Source organism: Bradyrhizobium valentinum, from assembly GCF_001440405.1.
GTDB lineage: Bacteria > Pseudomonadota > Alphaproteobacteria > Rhizobiales > Xanthobacteraceae > Bradyrhizobium > Bradyrhizobium valentinum.
Genome location: NZ_LLXX01000050.1, coordinates 92,329 through 114,132, shown reverse-complemented (window position 1 = coordinate 114,132; position 21,804 = coordinate 92,329). Strand labels below are relative to the sequence as shown.

General features: G+C 62.4%; 19 protein-coding genes. 14 read left to right on the top strand and 5 right to left on the bottom strand.

All coding sequences use genetic code 11. The features are described 5' to 3' along the window. Together CP49_RS09180 and CP49_RS09175 are read right to left on the bottom strand one after the other, a co-directional pair. A partial coding sequence (locus CP49_RS09180; protein WP_082645945.1) for a DUF2865 domain-containing protein occupies nucleotides 1-1,057 on the bottom strand: 1,057 nt, incomplete at its 3' end. Between the two features lie 168 nt (nucleotides 1,058-1,225). Beyond that, the gene (locus CP49_RS09175; protein WP_057849943.1) at nucleotides 1,226-1,534 is read right to left on the bottom strand and encodes a hypothetical protein; all 309 of its coding nucleotides are present in this window, start codon (nucleotides 1,532-1,534) and stop codon (nucleotides 1,226-1,228) included. Between the two features lie 468 nt (nucleotides 1,535-2,002). On the opposite strand from CP49_RS09175, the gene cysS reads away from it, so the two are divergent. The 4 genes from cysS to CP49_RS09155 all read left to right on the top strand — a co-directional run bounded on the left by cysS (nucleotide 2,003) and on the right by CP49_RS09155 (nucleotide 6,128). Next, nucleotides 2,003-3,418: a cysteine--tRNA ligase gene (gene cysS, locus CP49_RS09170; RefSeq protein ID WP_057849942.1), complete on the top strand. Its 1,416-nt coding sequence runs from the start codon at nucleotides 2,003-2,005 to the stop codon at nucleotides 3,416-3,418. A gap of 117 nt (nucleotides 3,419-3,535) precedes the next feature. After that, nucleotides 3,536-4,045: a GNAT family N-acetyltransferase gene (locus tag CP49_RS09165; RefSeq protein WP_057849941.1), complete on the top strand. Its 510-nt coding sequence runs from the start codon at nucleotides 3,536-3,538 to the stop codon at nucleotides 4,043-4,045. Next, complete coding sequence (gene cimA, locus CP49_RS09160; RefSeq protein ID WP_057849940.1) at nucleotides 4,042-5,640, top strand: citramalate synthase; 1,599 nt, start codon at nucleotides 4,042-4,044, stop codon at nucleotides 5,638-5,640. The genes CP49_RS09165 and cimA overlap by 4 nt, the downstream gene beginning before the upstream one ends. Before the next feature lie 110 nt (nucleotides 5,641-5,750). Then, nucleotides 5,751-6,128, top strand: coding sequence for a VOC family protein (locus tag CP49_RS09155; RefSeq protein WP_057849939.1), 378 nt, complete (start codon nucleotides 5,751-5,753; stop codon nucleotides 6,126-6,128). Between the two features lie 12 nt (nucleotides 6,129-6,140). Here CP49_RS09155 and CP49_RS09150 read toward each other — a convergent pair whose 3' ends face one another. After that, on the bottom strand, nucleotides 6,141-6,761 hold the full coding sequence (locus CP49_RS09150; RefSeq protein ID WP_057849957.1) for an LOG family protein: 621 nt from the start codon (nucleotides 6,759-6,761) through the stop codon (nucleotides 6,141-6,143). Between the two features lie 212 nt (nucleotides 6,762-6,973). Here CP49_RS09150 and CP49_RS09145 point away from each other — a divergent pair, with 212 nt between their 5' ends. The 9 genes from CP49_RS09145 (at nucleotide 6,974) to CP49_RS09105 (ending at nucleotide 18,517) form a co-directional block, all read left to right on the top strand. Then, nucleotides 6,974-8,977 carry an ABCB family ABC transporter ATP-binding protein/permease gene (locus CP49_RS09145; RefSeq protein WP_057849956.1) on the top strand — a complete coding sequence of 668 codons (2,004 nt, stop codon included), beginning with the start codon at nucleotides 6,974-6,976 and terminating at the stop codon, nucleotides 8,975-8,977. Between the two features lie 58 nt (nucleotides 8,978-9,035). Beyond that, nucleotides 9,036-9,734, top strand: a complete 699-nt coding sequence (locus CP49_RS09140; protein WP_057849938.1) for a phosphatidylserine decarboxylase — start codon at nucleotides 9,036-9,038, stop codon at nucleotides 9,732-9,734. Nucleotides 9,735-9,809: 75 nt separating this feature from the next. Then, complete coding sequence (locus CP49_RS09135; RefSeq protein ID WP_245310617.1) at nucleotides 9,810-10,697, top strand: CDP-alcohol phosphatidyltransferase family protein; 888 nt, start codon at nucleotides 9,810-9,812, stop codon at nucleotides 10,695-10,697. A gap of 127 nt (nucleotides 10,698-10,824) precedes the next feature. Next, nucleotides 10,825-11,544: an RraA family protein gene (locus tag CP49_RS09130; protein WP_057849937.1), complete on the top strand. Its 720-nt coding sequence runs from the start codon at nucleotides 10,825-10,827 to the stop codon at nucleotides 11,542-11,544. A gap of 40 nt (nucleotides 11,545-11,584) precedes the next feature. Continuing rightward, complete coding sequence (locus CP49_RS09125) at nucleotides 11,585-12,553, top strand: Bug family tripartite tricarboxylate transporter substrate binding protein (protein WP_057849936.1); 969 nt, start codon at nucleotides 11,585-11,587, stop codon at nucleotides 12,551-12,553. A gap of 191 nt (nucleotides 12,554-12,744) precedes the next feature. Then, nucleotides 12,745-13,518 carry a motility protein A gene (locus CP49_RS09120; protein WP_057849935.1) on the top strand — a complete coding sequence of 258 codons (774 nt, stop codon included), beginning with the start codon at nucleotides 12,745-12,747 and terminating at the stop codon, nucleotides 13,516-13,518. Between the two features lie 33 nt (nucleotides 13,519-13,551). Beyond that, nucleotides 13,552-14,379, top strand: a complete 828-nt coding sequence (locus tag CP49_RS09115; protein ID WP_057849934.1) for an OmpA/MotB family protein — start codon at nucleotides 13,552-13,554, stop codon at nucleotides 14,377-14,379. Nucleotides 14,380-14,536: 157 nt separating this feature from the next. Continuing rightward, the gene (locus tag CP49_RS09110) at nucleotides 14,537-16,435 is read left to right on the top strand and encodes a potassium transporter Kup (protein WP_057849933.1); all 1,899 of its coding nucleotides are present in this window, start codon (nucleotides 14,537-14,539) and stop codon (nucleotides 16,433-16,435) included. A 156-nt stretch (nucleotides 16,436-16,591) separates the two neighbouring features. After that, entirely contained in the window at nucleotides 16,592-18,517 is a 1,926-nt protein-coding gene (locus CP49_RS09105; protein WP_057849932.1) for a potassium transporter Kup, read from the top strand. A gap of 79 nt (nucleotides 18,518-18,596) precedes the next feature. Here the strand turns inward: CP49_RS09105 and CP49_RS09100 are convergent, their stop codons facing one another. Continuing rightward, nucleotides 18,597-19,028, bottom strand: a complete 432-nt coding sequence (locus CP49_RS09100; RefSeq protein WP_057849931.1) for a hypothetical protein — start codon at nucleotides 19,026-19,028, stop codon at nucleotides 18,597-18,599. A gap of 207 nt (nucleotides 19,029-19,235) precedes the next feature. On the opposite strand from CP49_RS09100, the gene corA reads away from it, so the two are divergent. Further along, on the top strand, nucleotides 19,236-20,201 hold the full coding sequence (gene corA, locus CP49_RS09095) for a magnesium/cobalt transporter CorA (RefSeq protein WP_057849930.1): 966 nt from the start codon (nucleotides 19,236-19,238) through the stop codon (nucleotides 20,199-20,201). Between the two features lie 121 nt (nucleotides 20,202-20,322). Here corA and CP49_RS09090 read toward each other — a convergent pair whose 3' ends face one another. Continuing rightward, entirely contained in the window at nucleotides 20,323-21,690 is a 1,368-nt protein-coding gene (locus CP49_RS09090) for an ABC transporter substrate-binding protein (protein WP_057849929.1), read from the bottom strand. Nucleotides 21,691-21,804: the final 114 nt, after the last annotated feature.

Below are 21,804 nucleotides of genomic sequence, written 5' to 3'. Positions count from 1 at the left end.
CGGGCGCAGTGCCCTTCTTGGCCGGGGGCGGCTGCGCGCCCTTCGGCTGTGCGCGCTGCTGCATCCGCTTCGCGCTCTCTTCGGTGACGATGATGTCGCCTTGTTCGACCCCGGCCCTGTCGTCGACCGACTTCAGCGCTTCCGACCAGGTCTGGCCGGCGGCCTTGCAGGCGCAGGACGGGTTGAACTCGGTGCGGAATTTGAACGCGTTCGGCAGCGACGTATAAGGCTGGCCGTTGACCGAGACCGCCTGGTTGATGTCTTCGCCGGGGTTGCGATAGGTGAACAGCGTCGCTTCCGTCGCTGGGCAAAGTGCCTTGCAGGTCCTCTCGTCGTCCTGAAATCGCGCCTGGTAGGTAGCGAACGACACCGGGAAGTAACCGCCGTCGCAGGTGCGGACGCAGACGGTGCGGAAGGTGCCGGAGGGCGGGCCGAGTTCGGCGCTGGGCGGCGGGAGCGTCTGGTTGTTGCCAAACAGGCTGTCGATGAAGTTACCGGGACCGCGCGCGGCGGCGGCATATTGCGGGCCGCAATTGTTCTGCGCGAGCGCCGTCAGCACCGAGCGGCGCTGGTTTTCGCGGTCGGCGCCGCCGATGCCGCCGCTGCGCAGGCGCTCCAGGCTGGTGGTGATCTGGTCGAGATTGGAACGCATCTGCTGAATTTGGTTGTTCACCGGACCGCACTGCGCGGAACGCCCGTTGAACAGCGAGAAGAAGCCCGAGCTTTCGCAGCCCATGCGCTTGGCCTGCTGCGTGACCCGATCGAGTTCGGCCTGCTGCTTGGCCTGGGCCTCCTGATAGCGGCGGATCTGTTCATCCTTGGCCGGGTCGCCGGTGCCGGCGCCACGGTCGATGGTCGCCAATTGTCCTTCGAGCCGGATGCAGATCGGATTGGCCTGCGCGCCCTGCTGCTGCGGCGGCGGGGCGTCCTGGCTCATCTGCGCCATGGCGTCCTCGTTCGTCTGCGCCACGGCGGGTGCGCCCTGGGCGGCGATGCCGAGCAGGATGGTGCAGGTCAAAATCCGAAGGGAGAGGGGAGCGTTGCGAATTTCCAGCATATCCGGCCATGAGAGAGCTGATCCGCGCGGCTTGTCAGCCTGATGGCGCGGCCAAGGCGGCGTTCTGCGGCCAAGGCCGCATCCAATACCTGCTTCTCGGGGCAGCGTCACGTCGTTTCCGGGGCGCAGATGTGGCAACCAGCCCTTGATTCTTCGGAATAATTGTCTCTAGCGCTGGCAGGTGATGGCGACGTATTCGCCGCATGCGGGGCCTGAGCAGCGGTCGCCGCCGCGGCTTGGAATCGCGCCGGTGACTTCGTCGGGATCGACGCGGCGATAGGCGGTCGCCTGTGCAAATTCCCGTGACTGGCAATAGGAGCGGGCGGCATGGGCGCCACACTTGTCGCCCCTGGCGAGGCACTCGTCGACGCCGTAACCATCAGCCTGGTTGGCGACGATGAAGACGCGGCTGTCGGCGGAGGCCGCCGAGGCGGCAAGCAGGAAGACGCTGGTAATGAGCGCGGAGGAAAGTCGCATGGAATGACACCGGCAGGGGCAAGGGATCGCCCCGCACAGATAGGCCCAAAGGGTTAATAATGATTAACCATGAGCCCGAACGGCGGCAGCGAATGGGGCGGGATTCGGCGGCCTGATCGGCCCCAAATCAGGCACAAGCAAGGCCTTGACGACATCCTCCCGATACCGCAATGGTGGAACCATGAACGGTCTCCTCGCCATCTGCAGCATTTGCCGCGAGATTATCAGCTAGCGATTCGCTGGCTGAGGCCGTCTTTTCTCAAAAACTGAGATCACTGGACGCCCGGCCGGCAGCGCACCGGCTCTCACATTCGCATGTTTTTGCGGCGAATGGGGTTGCGATTGCGAGAGCCGGTGCGCTGCAAGAAACTAAAAGTTTAGTGCCGCCTGCGATTTGAAGTTCCTGATCGATCTCGCTGCTACCACTGCAGGAACTTCAAATCGCCCTCGGCTCTGGGATGGGTTTCCATGGAACTGCGCCTCTACGATACGTTGACCAAGGAGAAGCGGCCATTTGTGCCGCTCGATCCAAAGAACGTCGGCATGTATGCGTGCGGACCGACGGTCTATGACTTCGCCCATATCGGCAATGGTCGCGCGGCGATCGTGTTCGACGTGCTGTTTCGCGTGCTGCGCCATCGCTATGGCGCTGATCATGTCACCTATGTCCGCAACGTCACCGACGTCGACGACAAGATCAACGTCCGCGCCGCACGCGATTATCCCGGCGTGCCGCTGAACGAGGCGATCCGCAAGGTCACCGAAGAGACCTATCGCCAATACCAGGACGACGTCACCGCGCTCGGCTGCTTGGCCCCGACGGTGCAGCCGCGCGCGACCGAGCACATCCCGGAAATGCGCGCGATCATCGAGAAGCTCGTTGCCGGCGGTTTTGCCTATGTCGCCGAAGACCACGTGCTGTTCTCGCCGCAGGCGATGAACGAAGCCAATTCCGTGATGCCGCGCTATGGCGCGTTGTCGAAACGCTCGCTCGACGAGATGATCGCGGGCGCCCGCGTCGACGTCGCCCCCTACAAGCGCGACAATACCGATTTCGTGCTGTGGAAGCCGTCGAAGCCGGGCGAACCGTCATGGCCGTCACCATCGGGCATCAAGGCGCAAGGCCGCCCCGGCTGGCATATCGAATGCTCGGCGATGGCCTGGAAGCATCTCGGCGAGAAGTTCGACATTCATGGCGGCGGCATCGACCTGGTGTTCCCGCACCATGAGAACGAACTCGCGCAGACCTGCTGCGCCTTCCATTCCGACCGCATGGCGAATGTCTGGATGCACAACGGCTTCCTGCAGATCGAGAGCGAGAAGATGTCGAAGTCGCTCGGCAACTTCTTCACGATCCGGGACATGCTTGCCGATTGGCCGGGTGAGGTGCTGCGTCTCAATATGCTGAAGACGCATTATCGCTCACCGCTCGACTGGACCCTGAAGGGTGCGGAAGAGAGCGCGAAGACGCTCGACGATTGGTACGCGGTCGCCGCCGACGCCGTGGCCAGCGAGCCGTCGCCCGCCTTGGTTGAGGCGCTCTATGACGACCTCAACACGGCGCTGGCCATGGCTGTCCTGCACGGCCTGCGCAATGCGGCGGCGTCCGGTGGCACGCGAGAACGCGGCGAGTTTGCGGCGTCGCTCCGGCTGCTCGGCTTCCTCTCAATGAGTGCTGCCGAGTGGAAGGGGCGCAAGCAGCAGGCCAGCGGCATCGATCCGGAGCAGGTCGATCGCCTGATCGCGGAACGCGCGGCCGCGCGCGCCCGCAAGGACTTCAAGGAATCCGACCGCATCCGGGACGAACTCGCCGCGATGGGCGTTGCCATCAAGGACGGCAAGGATGCCGACGGAAAACCTGTAACGACATGGGAGGTCGCGTGATGGAAAAACCCGATACGCCCTTCCCGAAACACTGGCGTTATTACATCTTCATCAAATGGGCGCTGATCGTTGCCGCGATCGTGCTGGCTTTGAGACTGTTCGGAGTGTTTTGACGCGATGGGACAGGCGTTGCCCAAACCTGGCTTGCGACCGTTTTTGCCGGCGGATGTTCCGATGCTGGCGGCGATCTTCGTTGCCGCCATCGAGGGGCTGACCGGCGACGATTACAGCGAGGCTCAGCAGGAAGCCTGGGCTCAGGCTGCCGAGGACGAAGAAGCGTTCGGCAAGAAGCTGGCGGGACAACTGACGCTGATCGCGACCATCCAGAACGCGCCTGTTGGATTCGCCTCGCTGAAGGGCGCCGACCACATCGATATGCTCTATGTACATCCGAGCGTGGCCGGGCAGGGCGTTGCGTCGATGCTGGTCGACGCGCTGGAAAAACTGGCCGGCGCACGTGGCGCCAAGCATCTAACGGTCGACGCCAGCGATACCGCGGAGCCTTTCTTCAAGAAACGCGGCTATGCCGCCAAACAGCGCAACACCGTCTCGCTCAACGGCGAATGGCTCGCCAACACCACGATGCAAAAGGCGCTGGCAGGGGCCGGGCCGGGAGTTCCGACATGAGCCGCGAACGCCTTTATCTCTTCGACACCACCCTGCGCGACGGCGCGCAGACCAACGGCGTCGATTTCACGCTGCACGACAAGCAGATCATCGCGCAGATGCTGGATGATCTCGGCATCGATTATGTCGAGGGCGGCTATCCCGGCGCCAATCCGGCCGACACCGAATTCTTTTCGGAAAGGCCAAAGTTCGAGAACGCCAAATTCACGGCGTTCGGCATGACGCGCCGTCCGGGCCGTTCGGCCTCGAACGATCCAGGGCTCGCGGCGCTGATCGAGGCCAAGGCCGACGCGATCTGCTTCGTCGCCAAATCCTCCGCCTATCAGGTTCGGGTCGCGCTCGAGACCACCAACGAGGAGAACCTTGCCTCGATCCGCGACAGCGTCAGCGCGGCGAAGGCTGCCGGCCGCGAGGTGATGGTCGATTGCGAACACTTCTTCGACGGCTACAAGGAAAATGCCGATTTCGCGCTGGCCTGTGCCAAGGCGGCCTATGAGTCCGGGGCGCGCTGGGTGGTGCTGTGCGACACCAATGGCGGCACCATGCCGCACGAGATCGAGACCATCGTAGGTACCGTCATCAAACATGTGCCGGGCAGCCATGTCGGCATCCACGCCCATAACGACACCGAGCAGGCGGTTGCAAATTCGCTGGCTGCCGTGCGCGCCGGCGCGCGGCAGATCCAGGGCACCCTGAACGGGCTCGGCGAACGCTGCGGCAACGCCAATCTCTGTTCGCTGATCCCGACGCTTCGCCTGAAGAACGAATTTTCCGACGCGTTCGAGATCGGCGTCACCGCGGAGAAGATGGCGACGCTGACGAAGGTGTCGCGCACGCTCGACGACATGCTCAACCGCGCGCCCAATCGGCATGCGGCCTATGTCGGCGAAAGCGCCTTCGTCACCAAAGCAGGTATTCATGCCTCGGCTATGATGAAGGACCCGCATAGCTACGAACACGTCTTGCCGGAATCCGTCGGCAACCATCGCAAGGTGCTGGTGTCCGATCAGGCCGGCCGCTCCAACGTGATGGCCGAACTCGATCGCGCCGGTATCACCTATGAGAAGAGCGATCCGAAGCTGGCGCGTCTGGTCGAGGAGTTGAAGGAGCGTGAAGCGGCGGGCTATGCCTATGAATCCGCCAACGCCTCGTTCGACCTGCTGGCGCGGCGCACGCTTGGCCGGGTGCCGGAATATTTCAAGGTCGAGCAGTTCGACGTCAATGTCGAGCAGCGCTACAACGCCAACGGCCAGCGCGTCACGGTGGCGCTGGCGGTGGTCAAGGTCGATGTCGCCGGCGAGCGGCTGATCTCGGCGGCGGAAGGCAACGGCCCCGTGAATGCGCTCGACGTCGCGCTGCGCAAGGACCTCGGCAAGTACCAGAGATACATCGAGGGCCTGAAGCTGATCGATTACCGCGTGCGTATCCTCAATGGCGGCACCGAGGCGGTGACGCGGGTCTTGATCGAGAGCGAGGACGAAAACGGCGATAGCTGGATCACGGTCGGCGTGTCGCCGAATATCATTGACGCCTCGTTCCAGGCGCTGATGGATTCGGTGGTCTACAAGCTGGTGAAATCAGGCGCGCCGGTGTGAGGTGATTGATGCTGTCATTCCGGGGCGATGCGAAGCATCGAGCCCGGAATCTCGAGATTCCGGGTTCGCATCTTCGATGCGCCCCGGAATGACGGCTGGGGTAGACGAAAATGATCGACCATATCTCCGTCGGCGTCGCCGACCTCGAACGCTCCGCGCGTTTCTATGAAGCCACGCTCGCAGCCCTCGGCCTGTTACGCCTCGTCTCCCGCCCCGCCACCATCGGCTTCGGCAAAACCTATCCCGAGTTCTGGATCAACCTGCGCGCCGGCATGGCGCCCGTGCCGCCCGAGAGCGGCATGCACATCTGCCTTCGTGCCAAGACAACGGGCGATGTCGATGCGTTTTACGCCGCGGCGCTGAAGTCGGGCGGCCGCTCCGACGGCGCGCCAGGAATTCGGCCGCATGATCGCGTGAAGTATTACGCCGCCTTCGTCGTCGATCCCGATGGCAATCGCATCGAGGCGGTGACGTTTCCCGCGACGTAGTATAGGGCGGACTTACAGCTTCCGCGCCAATTCCGGCGCCATTTCCCTGGTGCCTGCCGGAGCGCGAGCGGCGGCGGCGCGCAGACGCGGCACGATGTCCTCGACCCGTTCAGCCTTGAGGAAGTCGATGTCCAGCGACGGGCGGATGAATTCGGTTTCGCGCATGTGCGCCAGAAGCGCGATCAGCGGTTCCCAGAAGCCGTCGACATTGGCGAGCAGAACTGGCTTGGAGTGGCGGCCGAGCTGCTGCCAGGTCATCTGCTCGACCAGCTCCTCCAGCGTGCCGATGCCGCCGGGCAGCGCCACGAAGGCGTCAGAGCGTTCGAACATCAGCCGTTTGCGCTCGTGCATGTCGGGCGTGACGATCATTTCTTGAACGCGTGACAGCGCATGCTCGCGTGATCTCAGAAAATCCGGGATGATGCCGGTGACCAGGCCGCCGTGATCCAGCGTCGACTTGGCGACCGCGCCCATCAGCCCGACCGATCCGCCGCCATAGACGAGCCGGATATTGTTCTCGGCAAAAGCCTTTCCCAGGGCTTGGGCAGCTTCGACAAAGCGGGGGCTGGAGCCGGCGCCGGAGCCGCAATAGACACAAACGGTTTTGATTTGTTCGGTTTTGATTTGATCCATGCAGATCATGTGGCACTGCACCCAGTAAAGCTCAAGTCTGGCTCGTTTCGACCCTGCAGCAGAAATAGGCCCGAAATCAAACCAAACGGGGGAAAGATTTATCTTTCAAGGCTGTACGGGAGAGTTAAACGCTCTATATGACGGGCCTATGCAGATCATCAGAAACCATCTGACGGCGGCCGGTGCGCCATTTTGCGTTGGGCGCGAGCGCGATGGCTGACCCTGATTCGCGCTCCGATCCCGCCCAGGCTGCGGCCGACAACGCTCCCGAAAAAGCGACCCTGATCGGGACGCTGGTGCATCTGTGGCCCTATATCTGGCCGGGCGACCGCGCGGACCTGAAGATGCGCGTGGTCTGGTCGATGGTGCTGCTCTTGGCCGCGAAGCTCGCAACGCTGACGGTGCCGTTCACCTTCAAATGGGCGATCGACGCGCTGAACGGCACGGGCTCCGCGCCGGTCGAAGCGTCGAACTGGATGCTGTGGCTGATCGCATCGCCCTTGCTGATGACCGCAAGCTACGGCGCGGTGCGCGTATTGATGGCGGTGCTGACGCAATGGCGTGACGGCATCTTCGCCCGCGTCGCGATGCATGCGGTGCGCAAGCTCGCCTACATCACCTTCGTTCACATGCACGAATTGTCGCTGCGCTTTCATCTGGAGCGCAAGACCGGCGGCTTGACGCGCGTGCTGGAGCGCGGCCGCACCGGCATCGAGGTGATCGTGCGGATGGTGATCCTGCAGTTGATCCCGACCATCGTCGAGGTCTCGCTTTTGATGGCCGTGCTGCTGTGGCAATTCGACTGGCGCTACGTGCTGGTCACCGCTGTTACCGTCGTGATCTACATGTACTACACCTACCTCGCGACCGAATGGCGGATCGAGATCCGTCGCAAGATGAACGATTCGGACACCGAGGCGAACACCAAGGCGATCGATTCGCTACTCAATTACGAGACGGTGAAATATTTCAGCGCGGAAAGGCGCGAGGCCGAGCGCTACGATCATTCGATGGAGCGCTATGAGCGCAACAGCGTGAAAACCTATACGTCGCTGGCGGTGCTCAACACCGGGCAGGCGGTGATCTTTACCTTCGGCCTCACCGCGACCATGCTGATGTGCGCGCTCGGCGTGCGCAACGGCACCAATACGGTCGGCGATTTCGTCATGGTCAACGCCATGATGATCCAGCTCTACCAGCCGCTGAACTTCATGGGCATGGTCTACCGCGAGATCAAGCAGGCGATCATCGACATCGAAAAGATGTTCAGCGTGCTGTCGCGCAATCCGGAGATCAAGGATATCGCGGGCGCTGCGCCGCTGGTCGTCAGCCCGGGCAATGTGCGCTTCGACGACGTGCGCTTCGCCTATGATCCGGAGCGGCCGATCCTGAAAGGCCTCAGCTTCGAGGTGCCCGCCGGCAAGACGGTCGCGATCGTCGGTCCCTCCGGCGCCGGCAAGTCGACAATCTCGCGGTTGCTATTCCGCCTCTATGACGTCTCCAGCGGAAAAATCCTGATCGACGGCCAGGACATCAGGAACGTCACGCAGGCGAGCCTGCGCGCGTCGATCGGCATGGTGCCGCAGGATACCGTGCTGTTCAACGACACTATTCGCTACAACATCCGCTACGGCCGCTGGGACGCCGGCGATGCCGAGGTGGAAGAGGCGGCGCAACTAGCGCAGATCGACAGCTTTATCCGCAATTCGCCGAAGGGATACGAAACCCAGGTCGGCGAACGCGGCCTGAAATTGTCGGGCGGCGAAAAGCAGCGCGTGGCGATCGCGCGCACCGTGCTGAAGGCGCCGCCGATCCTGGTGCTGGATGAAGCGACCTCGGCGCTCGACAGCCACACCGAGCATGAAATCCAGGAAGCGCTGGAGCGCGTCTCGCGTGGCCGCACGTCGCTGGTGATCGCCCATCGGCTCTCAACCATCGTCGGCGCCGATGAAATTATCGTGCTGGATCAAGGGCGCATCGCCGAGCGCGGCACCCACGCTGGGCTTTTGGCGTGCGGCGGGCTTTATGCCAGTATGTGGAACAGGCAGCGCGAAGCCGAGGCGGCGCGGGAGAAGCTCGCGCAGATCGACGACGGCAACGAGGCGCCGAACCGCGCCCCGCCGCCGGTCGATGATCTGCTCAACGATCAGCCCAAGGACCTGCCCAAATCCAAAGATCCCTTGTCTAAAGATCCCTTGGCAACCGCCGCGGAATAATCCAAATACGGGCGCTACTTTCCGAAACGGGAAGTTGGCCAGATAACAGTGAGCCTCGATGTCGATTGCGAACTCCATCCGCGCGCAGATCCCGCCGATCCATCCCGAGGGCTATCCCTTCATCGGCGGTTTTGCGCTGGTCAGCCTAATCCTGTTCTGGATCTGGACACCGCTGGGCTGGATCGGCGCGGGGTTGACCGTGTGGTGCGCGCTGTTCTTCCGCGATCCCGTCCGTGTCACGCCGGTGCGCGACGGCATCGTGGTGTCGCCGGCCGATGGCCGCGTCTCCATGATCGCGCAAGTGCTGCCTCCGGCCGAACTCGGTCTCGGCGACCGGCCTCTGCCGCGCGTTTCGATCTTCATGAGCGTGTTCAACTGCCATGTGAACCGCAGCCCGGTGGCGGGCCGCATCGACCGCATCGCCTACCGGCCCGGCACCTTCATCAACGCCGAGCTCGACAAGGCCAGCGAAGACAATGAGCGCAATTCGCTGGTCATCTCGACGACCAACGGACGGATCGGAGTGGTCCAGATCGCCGGCCTAGTGGCGCGGCGGATTGTCTCATTCGTGCGCGAGGGCCAGTCGATCGGCGCAGGCGAACGGTTCGGCCTGATCCGTTTCGGCTCGCGCCTGGACGTTTATCTGCCCGAAGGCACCCGATCGTTGGTTTCCGAGGGCCAGACGGCGGTTGCCGGCGAGACGATTTTGGCCGATTTCGGCTCCAGCGAGCAGGGCCGGACGTTTCGCGCCGATTAACCAGTCCCGGTCACCAAAATGGGGCGGCCGCCGCCAATGGCGGACAAGGCCGGCGCTTGCTATATACTAGCAGTCATGCTGACCCCAGATCCCAAGTACCCTGAACTGCGCCGCCGCCGATTTCGCCCGATCCCGGTGCGGATGCTGGTGCCCAACGTCATCACCTTGCTTGCGATCTGCGCCGGATTGACCGCGATCCGGCTGTCCATGGAAGGGCGGATGGAGCTCGCGGTCGCCGCCATCGTGTTCGCAGCCGTGCTCGACGGCGTCGACGGCCGCGTCGCGCGCATGATCAAGGGGCAATCGAAATTCGGCGCCGAGCTCGACAGCCTCGCAGACTTCGTCAATTTCGGCGTTGCGCCCGGCCTGATGCTGTATTTCTGGCAGCTCCAAGAGCTGAACAATGGCGGCTGGATCGCGGCGATGGTGTTTGCGATCGCGGGCGGCCTGCGGCTGGCGCGCTTCAATGCCAGTATCGACGATCCGAACAAACCCGCCTTTGCGGCGAATTATTTTACCGGCGTGCCGGCGCCGGCCGGTGCGATCCTTGCGATGCTGCCGTTCTATCTGGCGTTCCTCGGCGTCTCGAAGCCGCCGGCCATGCTGACCGCGGCCTATACGCTTTTGATCGCGTTCCTGATGGTGTCGCGGCTGCCGGTCTTTTCCGGCAAGACGGTGCGGATGCGGGTGCCGCCGGAAATGGTGCTGCCGGTTTTCGTCTCTGTCGTGTTCTTCGTCGCACTTCTGATCGGCTATCCCTGGCATATCCTGTCGATCGGCTCGGTGCTCTATCTCCTGAGCCTGCCGTGGGGCTGGAAGTCCTATCGCGACCATGAGCGCAATGCCGCCGCCGCCGCGCCGCCGTCTGCGACGGCTGAAGCGGCCGCGCCGTCAACTCCCGCGGCGACCTTTTCGCCGGCCGCGAGCGATACCGAGGACGAGCGGCCGGCGCGGCTGAACTGAGCGCGCCCGTAATCTGATATCTGCCATGAGCTGAGGCCGAGTTGGGTTCACGTCCAATCTCGGCTATAGGGCTTGTGATGCACGGCTTTCAAAAACAGCCGGCCGAAAGAAATCAGGAGAAAACGCCGTGAACAAAGCCGTGACTGCGCCGTTGCCCGCTTCCGTCCTCGAGGCGCTGGCGCGCTATGACACGCCGACGATCTGCAATGCGATGGAAATCGTCGCACCCGAACGCCGCCTGATCGGCTACACGACCAAGCCGCTGGTTTGCCCGTTCCCCGACCTGCCGCCGATGGTCGGCTATGCCCGCACCGTGACGATCCGCTCCGTGCTCAAATCCACCCTTCCGCCCGACGAGCAGGCACGCCGCCGCATCGCCTACTACGAATATGTCGGCACCGGTTTCGGCCCGCGCATCACCGTGATCCAGGATATCGACGGCGCCGATGTCGGCTACGGCGCGTTCTGGGGCGAGGTGCAGAGCAATGTGCACAAGGCGCTCGGCTGCCTCGGCGTCATCACCGACGGCTCGATCCGCGACATCCCGCAATGGGCGCCGGGTTTCCAGGCGCTGGCCGGTTCGATCGGGCCGTCGCATGCCTGGGTCCATGCCGAAAACTGGGGCGGCGAGGTGCGCGTCGCCGGCATGACCGTGCATTCCGACGACCTCGTCCACGCCGACCAGCACGGCGCCATCGTGATCCCCGTCGACATCGCAGCGAAGATTCCGGAGGCCGCCGAACTTTGCGGCCGGCGCGAAACGCCGATCCTGGAGATCGCGCGCAGCCCGGACTTCACGCTCGAAAAACTGAAAGAGGCGCTGAAGCGCTCGGCGGAGATTCACTGACAAGAAGTCGGGATTCCTGAGACAGGCGAGGGGGAACGTCATGAGAGGATTTTGGGCGGCGCTGTCGTTGTTGATCCTCTCCGGCGTTGTGGTTGCCGAGGCGCAAACCTACCCCTCGCGGCCCATCACGCTGATCGTGCCGTTCCCGCCGGGCGGATCGACTGACACCGCCGCCCGGATCATGGCCGAGCGGATGCGCGCGAACCTCGGGCAGTCCGTCGTGATCGAAAATGTCGGCGGCGCCGGCGGCAGCATCGGTGTCGGCCGCGTCGCTCGCGCCGCGCCTGACGGTTACACCTTCGACATCGGGCAATGGGATACCCATGTCGGCAGCATCATCTACAAGCTCGACTACGACCTCGAAAAGGATTTCGAGCCGATCGCGCTTGTTTCAAACAATCCCCAGCTCATGGTCGCCAAGAAAGACTTGCCGGCGAACACGCTTGCCGAGCTGGTCGCGTGGATGAAGGAAAACCCCGGCAAGATCAATTTCGTCAACCAGAATGCGGCGGCGAACGTTACCGGCGTGTTGTTCGAGAACCTGACCAAGCAGAAAGTGCAGTTCATTCCCTATCGTGGGGCGGGACCGGCGATGACCGATCTGGTGTCCGGCACGGTGGACTTGCTGGTCGTGCAGGGCGCAGTGGCGCTGCCGCAGATCCGCGCCGGCAAGATCAAGGCGCTCGCCAATCTCTCGCCAGCGCGCTCGGCCTCGATGTCCGATATCCCGACTGCGGATGAGAGCGGCGTGGCCGGCCTCTATATGTCGGGTTGGTTCGGCTTCTGGGCGCCGAAGGGCACGCCGAAGGATGTCATCGCCAAGCTCAACGCCGCGACGGTAGAGGCACTAGCGGACCCGGCGATCCAGAAAAGGTTTAGCGAACTGGGCCTCGACGTTGCGCCGCGCGCGCAGCAGACGCCGGAAGGACTGGCCGCCTTCCAGAAGGCCGAGATCGAAAAATGGTGGCCGATCATCAAGGCCGCCGGCATCGGCGTGCAGGCGCAGTGAGCGCCAACCGCTATGGTTAGCGAATCCTTGAGATTGTGCGGATAGTCAGCCCGCAATTCTACGACCACGCTTTAGGTTTAACCTTTACGCGTCTTTAATGGCGCGGTCGTAGGGTGCCTCCTGCGCAGCTCCGGATGAGCCGCGCGACCGTCCAGGACGGCCGGTAGTTCGCGTATGCGTCGGAGTGCAGAATGGATATCACCACGCTCGTTGGCCTGATTGCCGGCTTCATCGTCCTGTCGACGCTGATCCTGATGGGCGGTGACTTCCGGATGTTCTATGACATCCACGCCGTCATCATCATCTTCGGCGGCTCGACCGCGGCGACACTGATCCGCTTTCCGCTCAGCGCGATCCTCCATGGCATGCCGCTCGGCGCGAAATTCGCCTTCACCATGAGCCGGCTCTCGGCGCGCGATCTGGTCGACGAACTGGCCCGCATCGCGGAAATCGCCCGCAAGCAGGGCCCGGTCGGGCTGGAAAAAGTCGAGACCGACGAACCCTTTCTTGCCAAGGGAATCCGCTACGTCGCCGACGGCTACGATCTCGAATTCATCCGCGACAACATGGAGCGCGATCGCGACAACTTTCTGATGCACCTGAACGAGGGTTCGAAGATTTATCGCGCGATCGGCGATTGCGCGCCGGCGTTCGGCATGATCGGCACGCTGCTCGGCATGGTGCAGATGTTCTCGAACATGTCGGACCCCTCGAAGCTCGGTCCCTTCATGGCGGTGGCCTTGCTGGCGACGCTTTACGGCGCGCTGGTGGCCAACCTGATCTGCCTGCCGATCGCCGACAAGCTGCATGGCAAGCTGATCGACGAGGAGACCAACCGCACGCTGATCATCGACGGCATTCTGATGATACGCGATTCCAAGAGCCCGGCGCTGGTGCGTGAAATGCTGTTGGCCTATCTGCCCGAAAAGCATCGCGACGAAGAAGGCGAATTGGTTCCGGCCTGATCGGCTGATAGCATCCAGGCGCGGACATAAAGCATGGCCAAGAAAAAACGCGAAGAGGCGCATGGCGGTCACGGCTGGTTCGTGACGTTCGCCGACCTGATGGCGCTATTGCTGTCGTTCTTCGTGATGCTGGTTGCGTTCTCCAGCCAGGACCAGCAGAAGCTCAAGATCGTCGCCGGCTCGATGCGCGAAGCGTTCGGCGTGCAGACCGAGTCCCGGTATTCGGGAATCGTCGAATCCGACGGCCTGCCGACGCGGCCGAAACTGAAGAATGTCGAGCACATTGCCCCCGAGGATTCCTCCAATACCCCGACACCCGATGACAAGGACCGTCAGCGTGAAAGCGGCGCCCGACTGAAGGTCGATCGCGAGTTCGCGCTCGCCTCGGCCTCATTGCGCCAGGCGCTGCAGGACATGCCGGAACTGACCGAAATGTCCAAGCACATCATGTTCGAGGAAACCAAAGAGGGGCTCAACCTCGAAATCGTCGACCAGGAGGGCCGCTCGATGTTCGCCGACGGCTCCAAGGTGCCGTACGACCGTACCCGCCGGCTGATCCAGAAGCTGGCCGTGCCGTTGAAGGCGACACCGCTGCGGGTCAACATCGTCGGCCACACGTCTGCCGGATTCTTGCCGGCGCGCAGCGATTATAGTGCGTTCGATCTGTCGGCGGACCGCGCCAATGCCGTGCGCCAGATCCTCGAACGCGAGGGACTGCCGGCATCCCATATCTACGCCGTCGGCGGCAGGGCCGACAGCCAGCCATTATTTCCCGACGATCCGACATTGCCTGCAAATCGTCGCGTCACCATCACACTGATGCGCGAAAATCCGCCGCTTCCGCCAAACTTGAAGCCGTAGCGCGCAACTACCATAATACCATCCTGCCATTTCGATGGAATCTGCTTTGTAAGCTCCGCATCGCGTGTGGTGCTATGCTTGTCGATGATTGACAGGAAGCGCGGAAGCGTCGATAGCCGCCCGGATCAATTCAACGACGAGAACGTTCCTCTCCATCATGACTGTCAGCGTCACATCTACCGAGGCCCATGAGGGGCAGGCTACCTCTGGCTTTTGGGCCCTGACACTGGGCAGTATCGGCGTCGTGTTCGGCGATATCGGCACTTCGCCGCTGTACGCGTTTCGCGAGGCCGTCACCCACGCGGCCGAAGGCCAGCCGGTATCGCGCATCATCGTACTCGGCGTGCTCTCGCTGATCCTATGGTCGCTGTTCATCGTCGTGACCGCCAAATATGTGCTGCTGCTGTTGCGCGCCGACAACAACGGCGAGGGCGGTACGCTGTCGCTGATGGCGCTGGGGCAGCGGGCGCTGGGCCGCAGAAGCTGGCCGTTGCTGGCGCTCGGCGTGGTCGGCGCCTCGATGTTCATCGGCGATTCCATGATCACTCCGGCGATTTCTGTATTGTCGGCGGTCGAAGGTCTCAAGCTGGTCACGCCAGCGCTCGAACATTATGTGGTGCCGCTGACGATCTTCATTCTCGTGGTCCTGTTCTCGGTGCAGAGCAGCGGCACCGCGCGCGTCGCCTCGCTTTTCGGGCCGGTTATGGTGGTCTGGTTCGCGACGCTGACGATTTTGGGCCTGATCCACATCAGCGACGATCCCACGGTGCTCTACGCGATCAATCCCTGGTATGCGATTCAGTTCATGCTTTCCCACGGCACCATCGGGCTGGTGACAATGGGTTTGGTGTTTCTGGCCGTGACAGGCGGCGAGGCGCTTTATGCGGACCTCGGCCATTTCGGACGCAAACCGATCCAGACCGGCTGGTTCTATTTCGTGATGCCGGCGCTCCTGATCAATTATTTCGGGCAGGGCGCGCTGGTCTTGGCCGATCCGGCGGCGATCCAGAATCCGTTTTACCGGCTGGTTCCCGAAATCCTGCTGTTGCCGATGGTCGTGTTGGCGACCGCGGCGACCGTCATCGCGAGCCAGGCGGTGATAACAGGCGCGTTTTCTCTGATCCGCCAGGCGGTGCAGCTCGGGCTCTTGCCGCGGTTCGAGGTGCGCTACACCTCGGAGACGCATGCCGGCCAGATCTACCTGCCGCGCGTCAACCGCCTGCTGCTGATCGGGGTCGTGCTGCTGGTGCTGCTGTTCCGCACCTCGAGCGGCCTCGCGTCGGCCTATGGCATCGCCGTCTCCACCACCATGGTGGTCGACGGCATCATGGGTTTTGTCGTGATCTGGAAGTTGTGGAACTGGCGCGCGGCGACAGCGGCTGCCGTGATCCTGCCCCTCGTCGTTGTCGACATGAGCTTCTTTGCCGCAAACCTGCTGAAGCTGTTCGAAGGCGCCTGGGTGCCGCTGCTGTTCGGCGTCGCCGTGGCGGTGATGATCTGGACCTGGCGCCGGGGTGCTGCGATCCTGACCGCGAAGACGCGGCGCATCGAGGTGCCGCTGGCGGACCTGATCAAGAGCCTGGAAAAACGTCCGCCCCATATCGTCAAGGGCACGGCGGTGTTCCTGACGTCAGATCCGAGCTTCGTGCCGACCGCGCTGATGCACAACCTCAAGCACAACAAGGTGCTGCACGAGCACAATGTGATCCTGACCATCGAGACCGCCCAGACGCCGCGCGTCGATCCGTCCGAACGCGTCAAGATGGAGACTATCAGCCAGAAGTTCTCCACCGTACGGCTGCGGTTCGGCTTCATGGAATCGCCGAACGTGCCCAAGGCGCTGGTGATTGCGCGCAAGCTCGGCTGGCAGTTCGACATCATGGCGACGTCGTTCTTCGTGTCGCGGCGATCGCTCAAGCCGTCGGCGCAGTCGGGCATGCCGCTATGGCAGGACCATCTGTTCATCGCCATGAGCCGGTCGGCCAACGATGCCACCGACTACTTCCAGATCCCGACGGGGCGGGTCGTGGAGGTCGGAACTCAGGTAACTATCTGATAATCCGTGAACATTTTCGCGGCGAAGCATTCGGCTATCTATGCGACCCGCGCATAGCGGAGGCCTGAAATCCGGCTAACCCGTCGGGGCGCGCCGGGAGTATAGGGCTGCCCTTCTGCATTTGTGCAGTGCGGCAAACGACCGAGGCCCCGTCTCATGTCAGTCCAGTTTGTGATCCCCGCGGCGGAAACGCCCGCGGCCAATGGGCATGGCGAAACGCATTCCACCGCCACCTTCAAGGCCTTGATGCTCGGCAGCATCGGCGTCGTCTATGGCGACATCGGCACCAGCCCGCTCTACGCGTTGCGCGAAGCTATCGTCGCGGCCAGCGGACACGCGGGCACCGCCAACCCGCAGGCGGTGCTGGGCGTGCTCTCGCTGATCCTGTGGGCGCTGATCGTCGTGGTGACGCTGAAATACGTCGTCATCCTGCTGCGCGCCGACAACAACGGCGAGGGCGGAACGCTGGCGCTGATGGCGCTGGCGCAGCGTGCGGTCACCAAGGGCGGCGGCGCAATCGTGCTGCTCGGCATCATCTCCGGCGCGTTGTTTTACGGTGACGCGGTGCTGACGCCGGCGCTGTCGGTGTTATCGGCGATCGAGGGCATCAAGCTCGTTACCGTAACCTTCGAACACTATGTCGTGCCGCTGACATTGGTCATTCTGGTGGCGCTGTTTGCGGTCCAGTCCCACGGCACCGCGCGCGTTGCCGCATTCTTCGGACCGATCATGTGCCTCTGGTTCGCCGTCATCGCGATCGCGGCCGTGCCGCAGATCACGCGCCACCCCGAAGTGCTGTCGGCGTTCAACCCGCTCCACGCCGTCTCCTTCATGCTCCATCACGGCATGATCGGCTTCATCACGCTGGGCGCAGTGTTTCTCGCCGTCACCGGCGCAGAGGCGCTCTATGCCGACCTCGGCCATTTCGGCAAGCGGCCGATCCAGACCGCCTGGCTGTTCATCGTGCTGCCGTCGCTGGCGATAAACTATCTGGGGCAGGGCGCGCTGCTGATTGCCGACCCCAAGGCGATCGAGAACCCGTTCTTCCTGATGTTCCCGGACTGGGCGCTGATCCCGATGGTGGCGCTGGCGACGATGGCGACCGTGATCGCGAGCCAGGCCGTCATCACCGGCGCCTATTCGCTGACGCGCACGGCAATTCAGCTCGGCCTGATGCCGCGGTTCGAAATTCGCCATACCTCGGAAGCCCATTCCGGCCAGATCTACATTCCCCGCATCAATATGCTGCTGTTCGTTGCGGTGATGCTGCTGGTGGTCCTGTTCCGCTCGTCGAGCGCGCTGGCCGCGGCCTACGGAATTTCCGTGACTGGGACCATGGTGGTCACCGCCATGATGGGCTTTGTCGTGATCTGGCGGGTCTGGAGATGGTCACCGGTCGCGGCGGCAGCCCTGATCGCGCCGTTTCTCTTCCTCGACATCACCTTCCTTGCGGCCAACCTGTTGAAGGTGTTCGAGGGCGGCTGGGTGCCGCTGGCTCTGGGCGGCATCGTGATGCTCTTGATGTACACATGGCGTCGCGGCAGTCGGCTGCTGTTCGAGAAATCACGCAAGCTGGAGTTTCCGCTCGCCGAGCTGGTGGCGATGCTGGAGAAGCGCCCGCCGCAGCGGGTTCCCGGCACTGCGGTGTTCCTGACCTCCGACCCCGAATGCGCGCCGACGGCGCTGATGCACAGCCTGAAGCACTACAAGGTGCTGCATGAGAAGAACGTCATTCTCACCATCGAAACTGCGCCGACGCCGCGGATCGACGACGCCGAGCGGGTACGGATGGAGCAGCTCAGCGAGACCTTCTCGCGGGTGACGCTGCGGTTCGGCTTCATGGAATCGCCCAACGTGCCGAAGACGCTGGCAATCGCCCGCAAGCTCGGCTGGCAGTTCGACATCATGTCGACGTCGTTCTTCCTGTCCCGCCGCGCACTGAAGCCGGCCGTGCATTCGGGCATGCCCCGCTGGCAGGATTTGCTGTTCATCCGCCTCAGCCGCTCCGCCAACGACGCCACGGATTACTTCCAAATTCCGACGGGGCGGGTGGTGGAAGTGGGAACGCAGGTCACGATCTAGCGGCGACCGATAAACGCCGATCGTCGGTCGATGTGCGCCTTGAAGCCCGAAGCGGACAAGGCGAATTAGCGCTCTTCGACTATGGGCAAACGCCAATTTTTCGGAGCCGCTTTGCCCCGATGAAGGTTTGATACTCAGCAAGCTCGAGGAATTGGGCCAACGGCCAGATCACCGGTTCTGACTGCTTTTTGCTCAGATGAATAGCATGGTCCTCACCAAGGTGAAGTGCGACATGCGCTCCCCAAGGATTTTGGGTCCGATTGAAAAGCAAAAGGTCGAGCGGCCTCAAGTCGTCTGACACCACATAGGTCTCGCTGCTGTCCTCCCATAGGTTACTCGACCGAAATGGAAATATTTCGAATCCGAAGTGCTTGAGCAGAGCGTACGCGAAATTCTGGCAGTTCGGGCTTTCGGAAATGCTTGGCAGCGTCGGCGTGTTCGAATCGTGGTTTTGATCGAACCTAATTTGCCAGAAGTGCTCGGGTATCATGTCCGCCGAGATCCTCTTCATCAATTAACCCCTTACCCCGATCTACGAAGCTCAGGCTCCGAGTCTCACTATACTGAACCAAAGAAGAGATGTCGCCTTTGGCCCGACCCTGTCAAAATGAGCGCCGCGACAAGTCGGCAGCCGTCATCTTCTGGCTATGAGTTCTGAGCCCAGGCAATTTACGTGATAGGATGGTGCCCCACTCAATAGGTTCGGAGGAAGCTCGTTGTGAGCGTCGTGGCAGCCCACCTGTATCGCAAGGGCAAGAAAGCAAAAGCCGTTTCATTGGACGAGCCTATCGATTGCAAGGGCAAATCCGAGTTTGTCTGGATCGGACTGTTCGAACCTTCGAAACGAGAGCTTGAGCAGCTTGAGAAGAACTACGGGCTTCATCCTCTTGCGATTGAGGACGCATTCAAAGCGAACCAAATACCGAAGGTTGATGTCTATGGCGACCAACTGTTCGTAATGACCCGCACCGCTCATCTTGAGCACGATCTCATAGCCTACGGCGAAACCGCAATTTTTGTCGGGAAGAATTTCATCATTTCGGTTCGGCATGGCTCGGCGCGGGCGCATAGCGAGCTTCGCGCGCAACTCGAAGCGGCGCCTAGCCTGCTGGGCCAGGGCCCGGACTACGTTCTCCACGCCATCCTCGACTTTATCGTTGATGGCTATCTGCCGATTGTCGAAACGATCGAGGAACGCGTTCTGGTCATGGAGCAAAGCGCTCTCGACAGCTTCCTCAGCCGCGCAGATGTCAAGCGAATCTTCGGGCTGCGACAGGAACTCATCCGTTTTAAGCGGATCATCGGCCCCATGATGGAGGTCTGTGGCCGGCTCGTACACCTCGATACGCCGTGTCTCGACGCCAACGCTCGTCCCTACTTCCAGGACGTCCTGGACCATGTGCGACGCGTCGATGCGATGGTGAACTCCTTGCGAGACGTTCTGACTTCGGTTTTTGAGGTGAGCAATCTATTGGAGCAGCAGCGTCAAGGCGTGATCACGCGGCAGTTGGCCGCTTGGGCTGCGATACTGGCCGTACCCACCGCGATCGCCGGGATTTACGGCATGAATTTCGAAAATATGCCCGAGTTGAAGACTCAGTACGGTTACTTTGTCATCGTTGGTGTTATCGCGCTGCTTTGCACAGTGCTTTACCTGCGCTTCAAACGCGCTCGATGGCTCTGATAGCAGCGGCTGGCAGTAATTCATCGATCGCAGCGCGGCCGCAATATTGGCCGCGGGGTGGAGCAAGTCATGGGCTGCTGATGCAGCAGCCGTAACTCGTGCAGGGGCAGGAACGGATCTGCTATCCGCGGATCACCGCATTGGCTTTCTCGGCGGCGCTAGTCATCGCAACCTTCGCCGATCTCGCTCCGGAGACCACTTCATTCACGCCGATCATGAAAGCATCCAGGATCGGTCTCGATTGCGGATGGAAAAGGATCGCCTTGGCGCGGTCGACATCGGCATTCTGCAAGTTGGTCAGCGCCGCCTCCGCGGCTTGGGAACCGAATGCCTTCTTGAAGTCCTCGCTCGACCAGGCCGATACGCGTGTCGTCGCCAGCCCCGCTGCGGCGGTCCGCATTGAGGTCGGCTTGCTAGTTGCCCACAGCAGAAACAGGAAAGCCGCCCGCTTGTTTCGCGACCTGGAATTGATGCACGCCTGCCAGTGCGACATGAACGGCACCGGCGTGCGACCGGCGATATGCGGATGGACAGCAAACACGGCCTGCCTGGCGACCTGGCTCTTCGCCGGATTGGAGATGTCGGTAGCGAAGTTGCTGCTATCGATCGCCATCGCCGTCTTGCGCTGAAGGAAGTCGTCCAGCACGTGGTACCATTCGTAGCCGCCTACACCGCGAGGCCCGGCTTGACTGAGCAATCGACCGAACATCTCGACGGCCGCGATCGCCTCGGGGCTCGCGAAAGCGGCCTTGTTGTCCTTGACCATGTCCCCGCCATAGGAGAACACGAAGCTCATGGCCGGCACAGACGAATTGCCGCCGGCCTGGGCCCGCATGGCGATTCCGGACATCTCATTGGTCTTGATTGCGTTGGCGGTGGCGAGCAGCTCATCGAAAGTCTGGGGAACGGGCAGATTCCTGGCTGCCAGCGCATCGCCGTTGATGAACAAGGTCACCGCCTCTGAAGTGATCGGGCAGGCGTAGCGTTCGCCGTCCCGCCACAACGGAAAGGCGCGAGCGGTCTTGAGAAGGTCGCTCTCGTCATACCAGCCGAGATCGGTCAGGGACCTGTCGGAATAATAGGCGTTCAGCGGCTCGAGCCATCCTGCCGAGATGCCCTGGCCATAGGTCGTAAACATGAAGACGTCGGGTGTACTGCCGCCACGAGCAAGCTGGATCGGCAGCGCGCCCAGATATGTGGTCTCCAATCGGAAGTCAGTAACGACGCTGATACCGGTGAGCTTGGTGAAATCCCACAAAAGTGGAGTGATCGCGTTCGACCAGGGATGGATCGCGCCCGCAAGCGTGACCGTCTGCCCCGCAAATTGTTTCCAATCTATCGCAGCGTTGGCATAAGTCGCGGCGACATCCTCTGCGAAACCCCACCGCGGCAGCAGGGCGAGAGCCGGCAACGCCGCCCCCAATCCCTTGACGAAGCTGCGCCGGCTAGCCGGCCCTCGACCGCGCGGCGACTTTTCACTCGGAGCCATGCGGGTTGCTCCTGCCCGAGGGTAGTTCTTCACAATACGCGAGCGGGCTGCCCGTGACGTTCTGGCCGTTGCGAGGGAACTGACGGGCTCCCTGAGCCGGTGTAATCTGCGCGG

Bases quoted from the DNA above. Each gene is read 5' to 3' on its own strand.
- CP49_RS09175 (WP_057849943.1), bottom strand. From the start codon at position 1,534: ATGCGACTTTCCTCCGCGCTCATTACCAGCGTCTTCCTGCTTGCCGCC.
- cysS (WP_057849942.1), top strand. From the start codon at position 2,003: ATGGAACTGCGCCTCTACGATACGTTGACCAAGGAGAAGCGGCCATTT.
- CP49_RS09165 (WP_057849941.1), top strand. From the start codon at position 3,536: ATGGGACAGGCGTTGCCCAAACCTGGCTTGCGACCGTTTTTGCCGGCG.
- cimA (WP_057849940.1), top strand. From the start codon at position 4,042: ATGAGCCGCGAACGCCTTTATCTCTTCGACACCACCCTGCGCGACGGC.
- CP49_RS09155 (WP_057849939.1), top strand. From the start codon at position 5,751: ATGATCGACCATATCTCCGTCGGCGTCGCCGACCTCGAACGCTCCGCG.
- CP49_RS09150 (WP_057849957.1), bottom strand. From the start codon at position 6,761: ATGGATCAAATCAAAACCGAACAAATCAAAACCGTTTGTGTCTATTGC.
- CP49_RS09145 (WP_057849956.1), top strand. From the start codon at position 6,974: ATGGCTGACCCTGATTCGCGCTCCGATCCCGCCCAGGCTGCGGCCGAC.
- CP49_RS09140 (WP_057849938.1), top strand. From the start codon at position 9,036: ATGTCGATTGCGAACTCCATCCGCGCGCAGATCCCGCCGATCCATCCC.
- CP49_RS09135 (WP_245310617.1), top strand. From the start codon at position 9,810: ATGCTGACCCCAGATCCCAAGTACCCTGAACTGCGCCGCCGCCGATTT.
- CP49_RS09125 (WP_057849936.1), top strand. From the start codon at position 11,585: ATGAGAGGATTTTGGGCGGCGCTGTCGTTGTTGATCCTCTCCGGCGTT.
- CP49_RS09120 (WP_057849935.1), top strand. From the start codon at position 12,745: ATGGATATCACCACGCTCGTTGGCCTGATTGCCGGCTTCATCGTCCTG.
- CP49_RS09115 (WP_057849934.1), top strand. From the start codon at position 13,552: ATGGCCAAGAAAAAACGCGAAGAGGCGCATGGCGGTCACGGCTGGTTC.
- CP49_RS09110 (WP_057849933.1), top strand. From the start codon at position 14,537: ATGACTGTCAGCGTCACATCTACCGAGGCCCATGAGGGGCAGGCTACC.
- CP49_RS09105 (WP_057849932.1), top strand. From the start codon at position 16,592: ATGTCAGTCCAGTTTGTGATCCCCGCGGCGGAAACGCCCGCGGCCAAT.
- CP49_RS09100 (WP_057849931.1), bottom strand. From the start codon at position 19,028: ATGAAGAGGATCTCGGCGGACATGATACCCGAGCACTTCTGGCAAATT.
- CP49_RS09090 (WP_057849929.1), bottom strand. From the start codon at position 21,690: ATGGCTCCGAGTGAAAAGTCGCCGCGCGGTCGAGGGCCGGCTAGCCGG.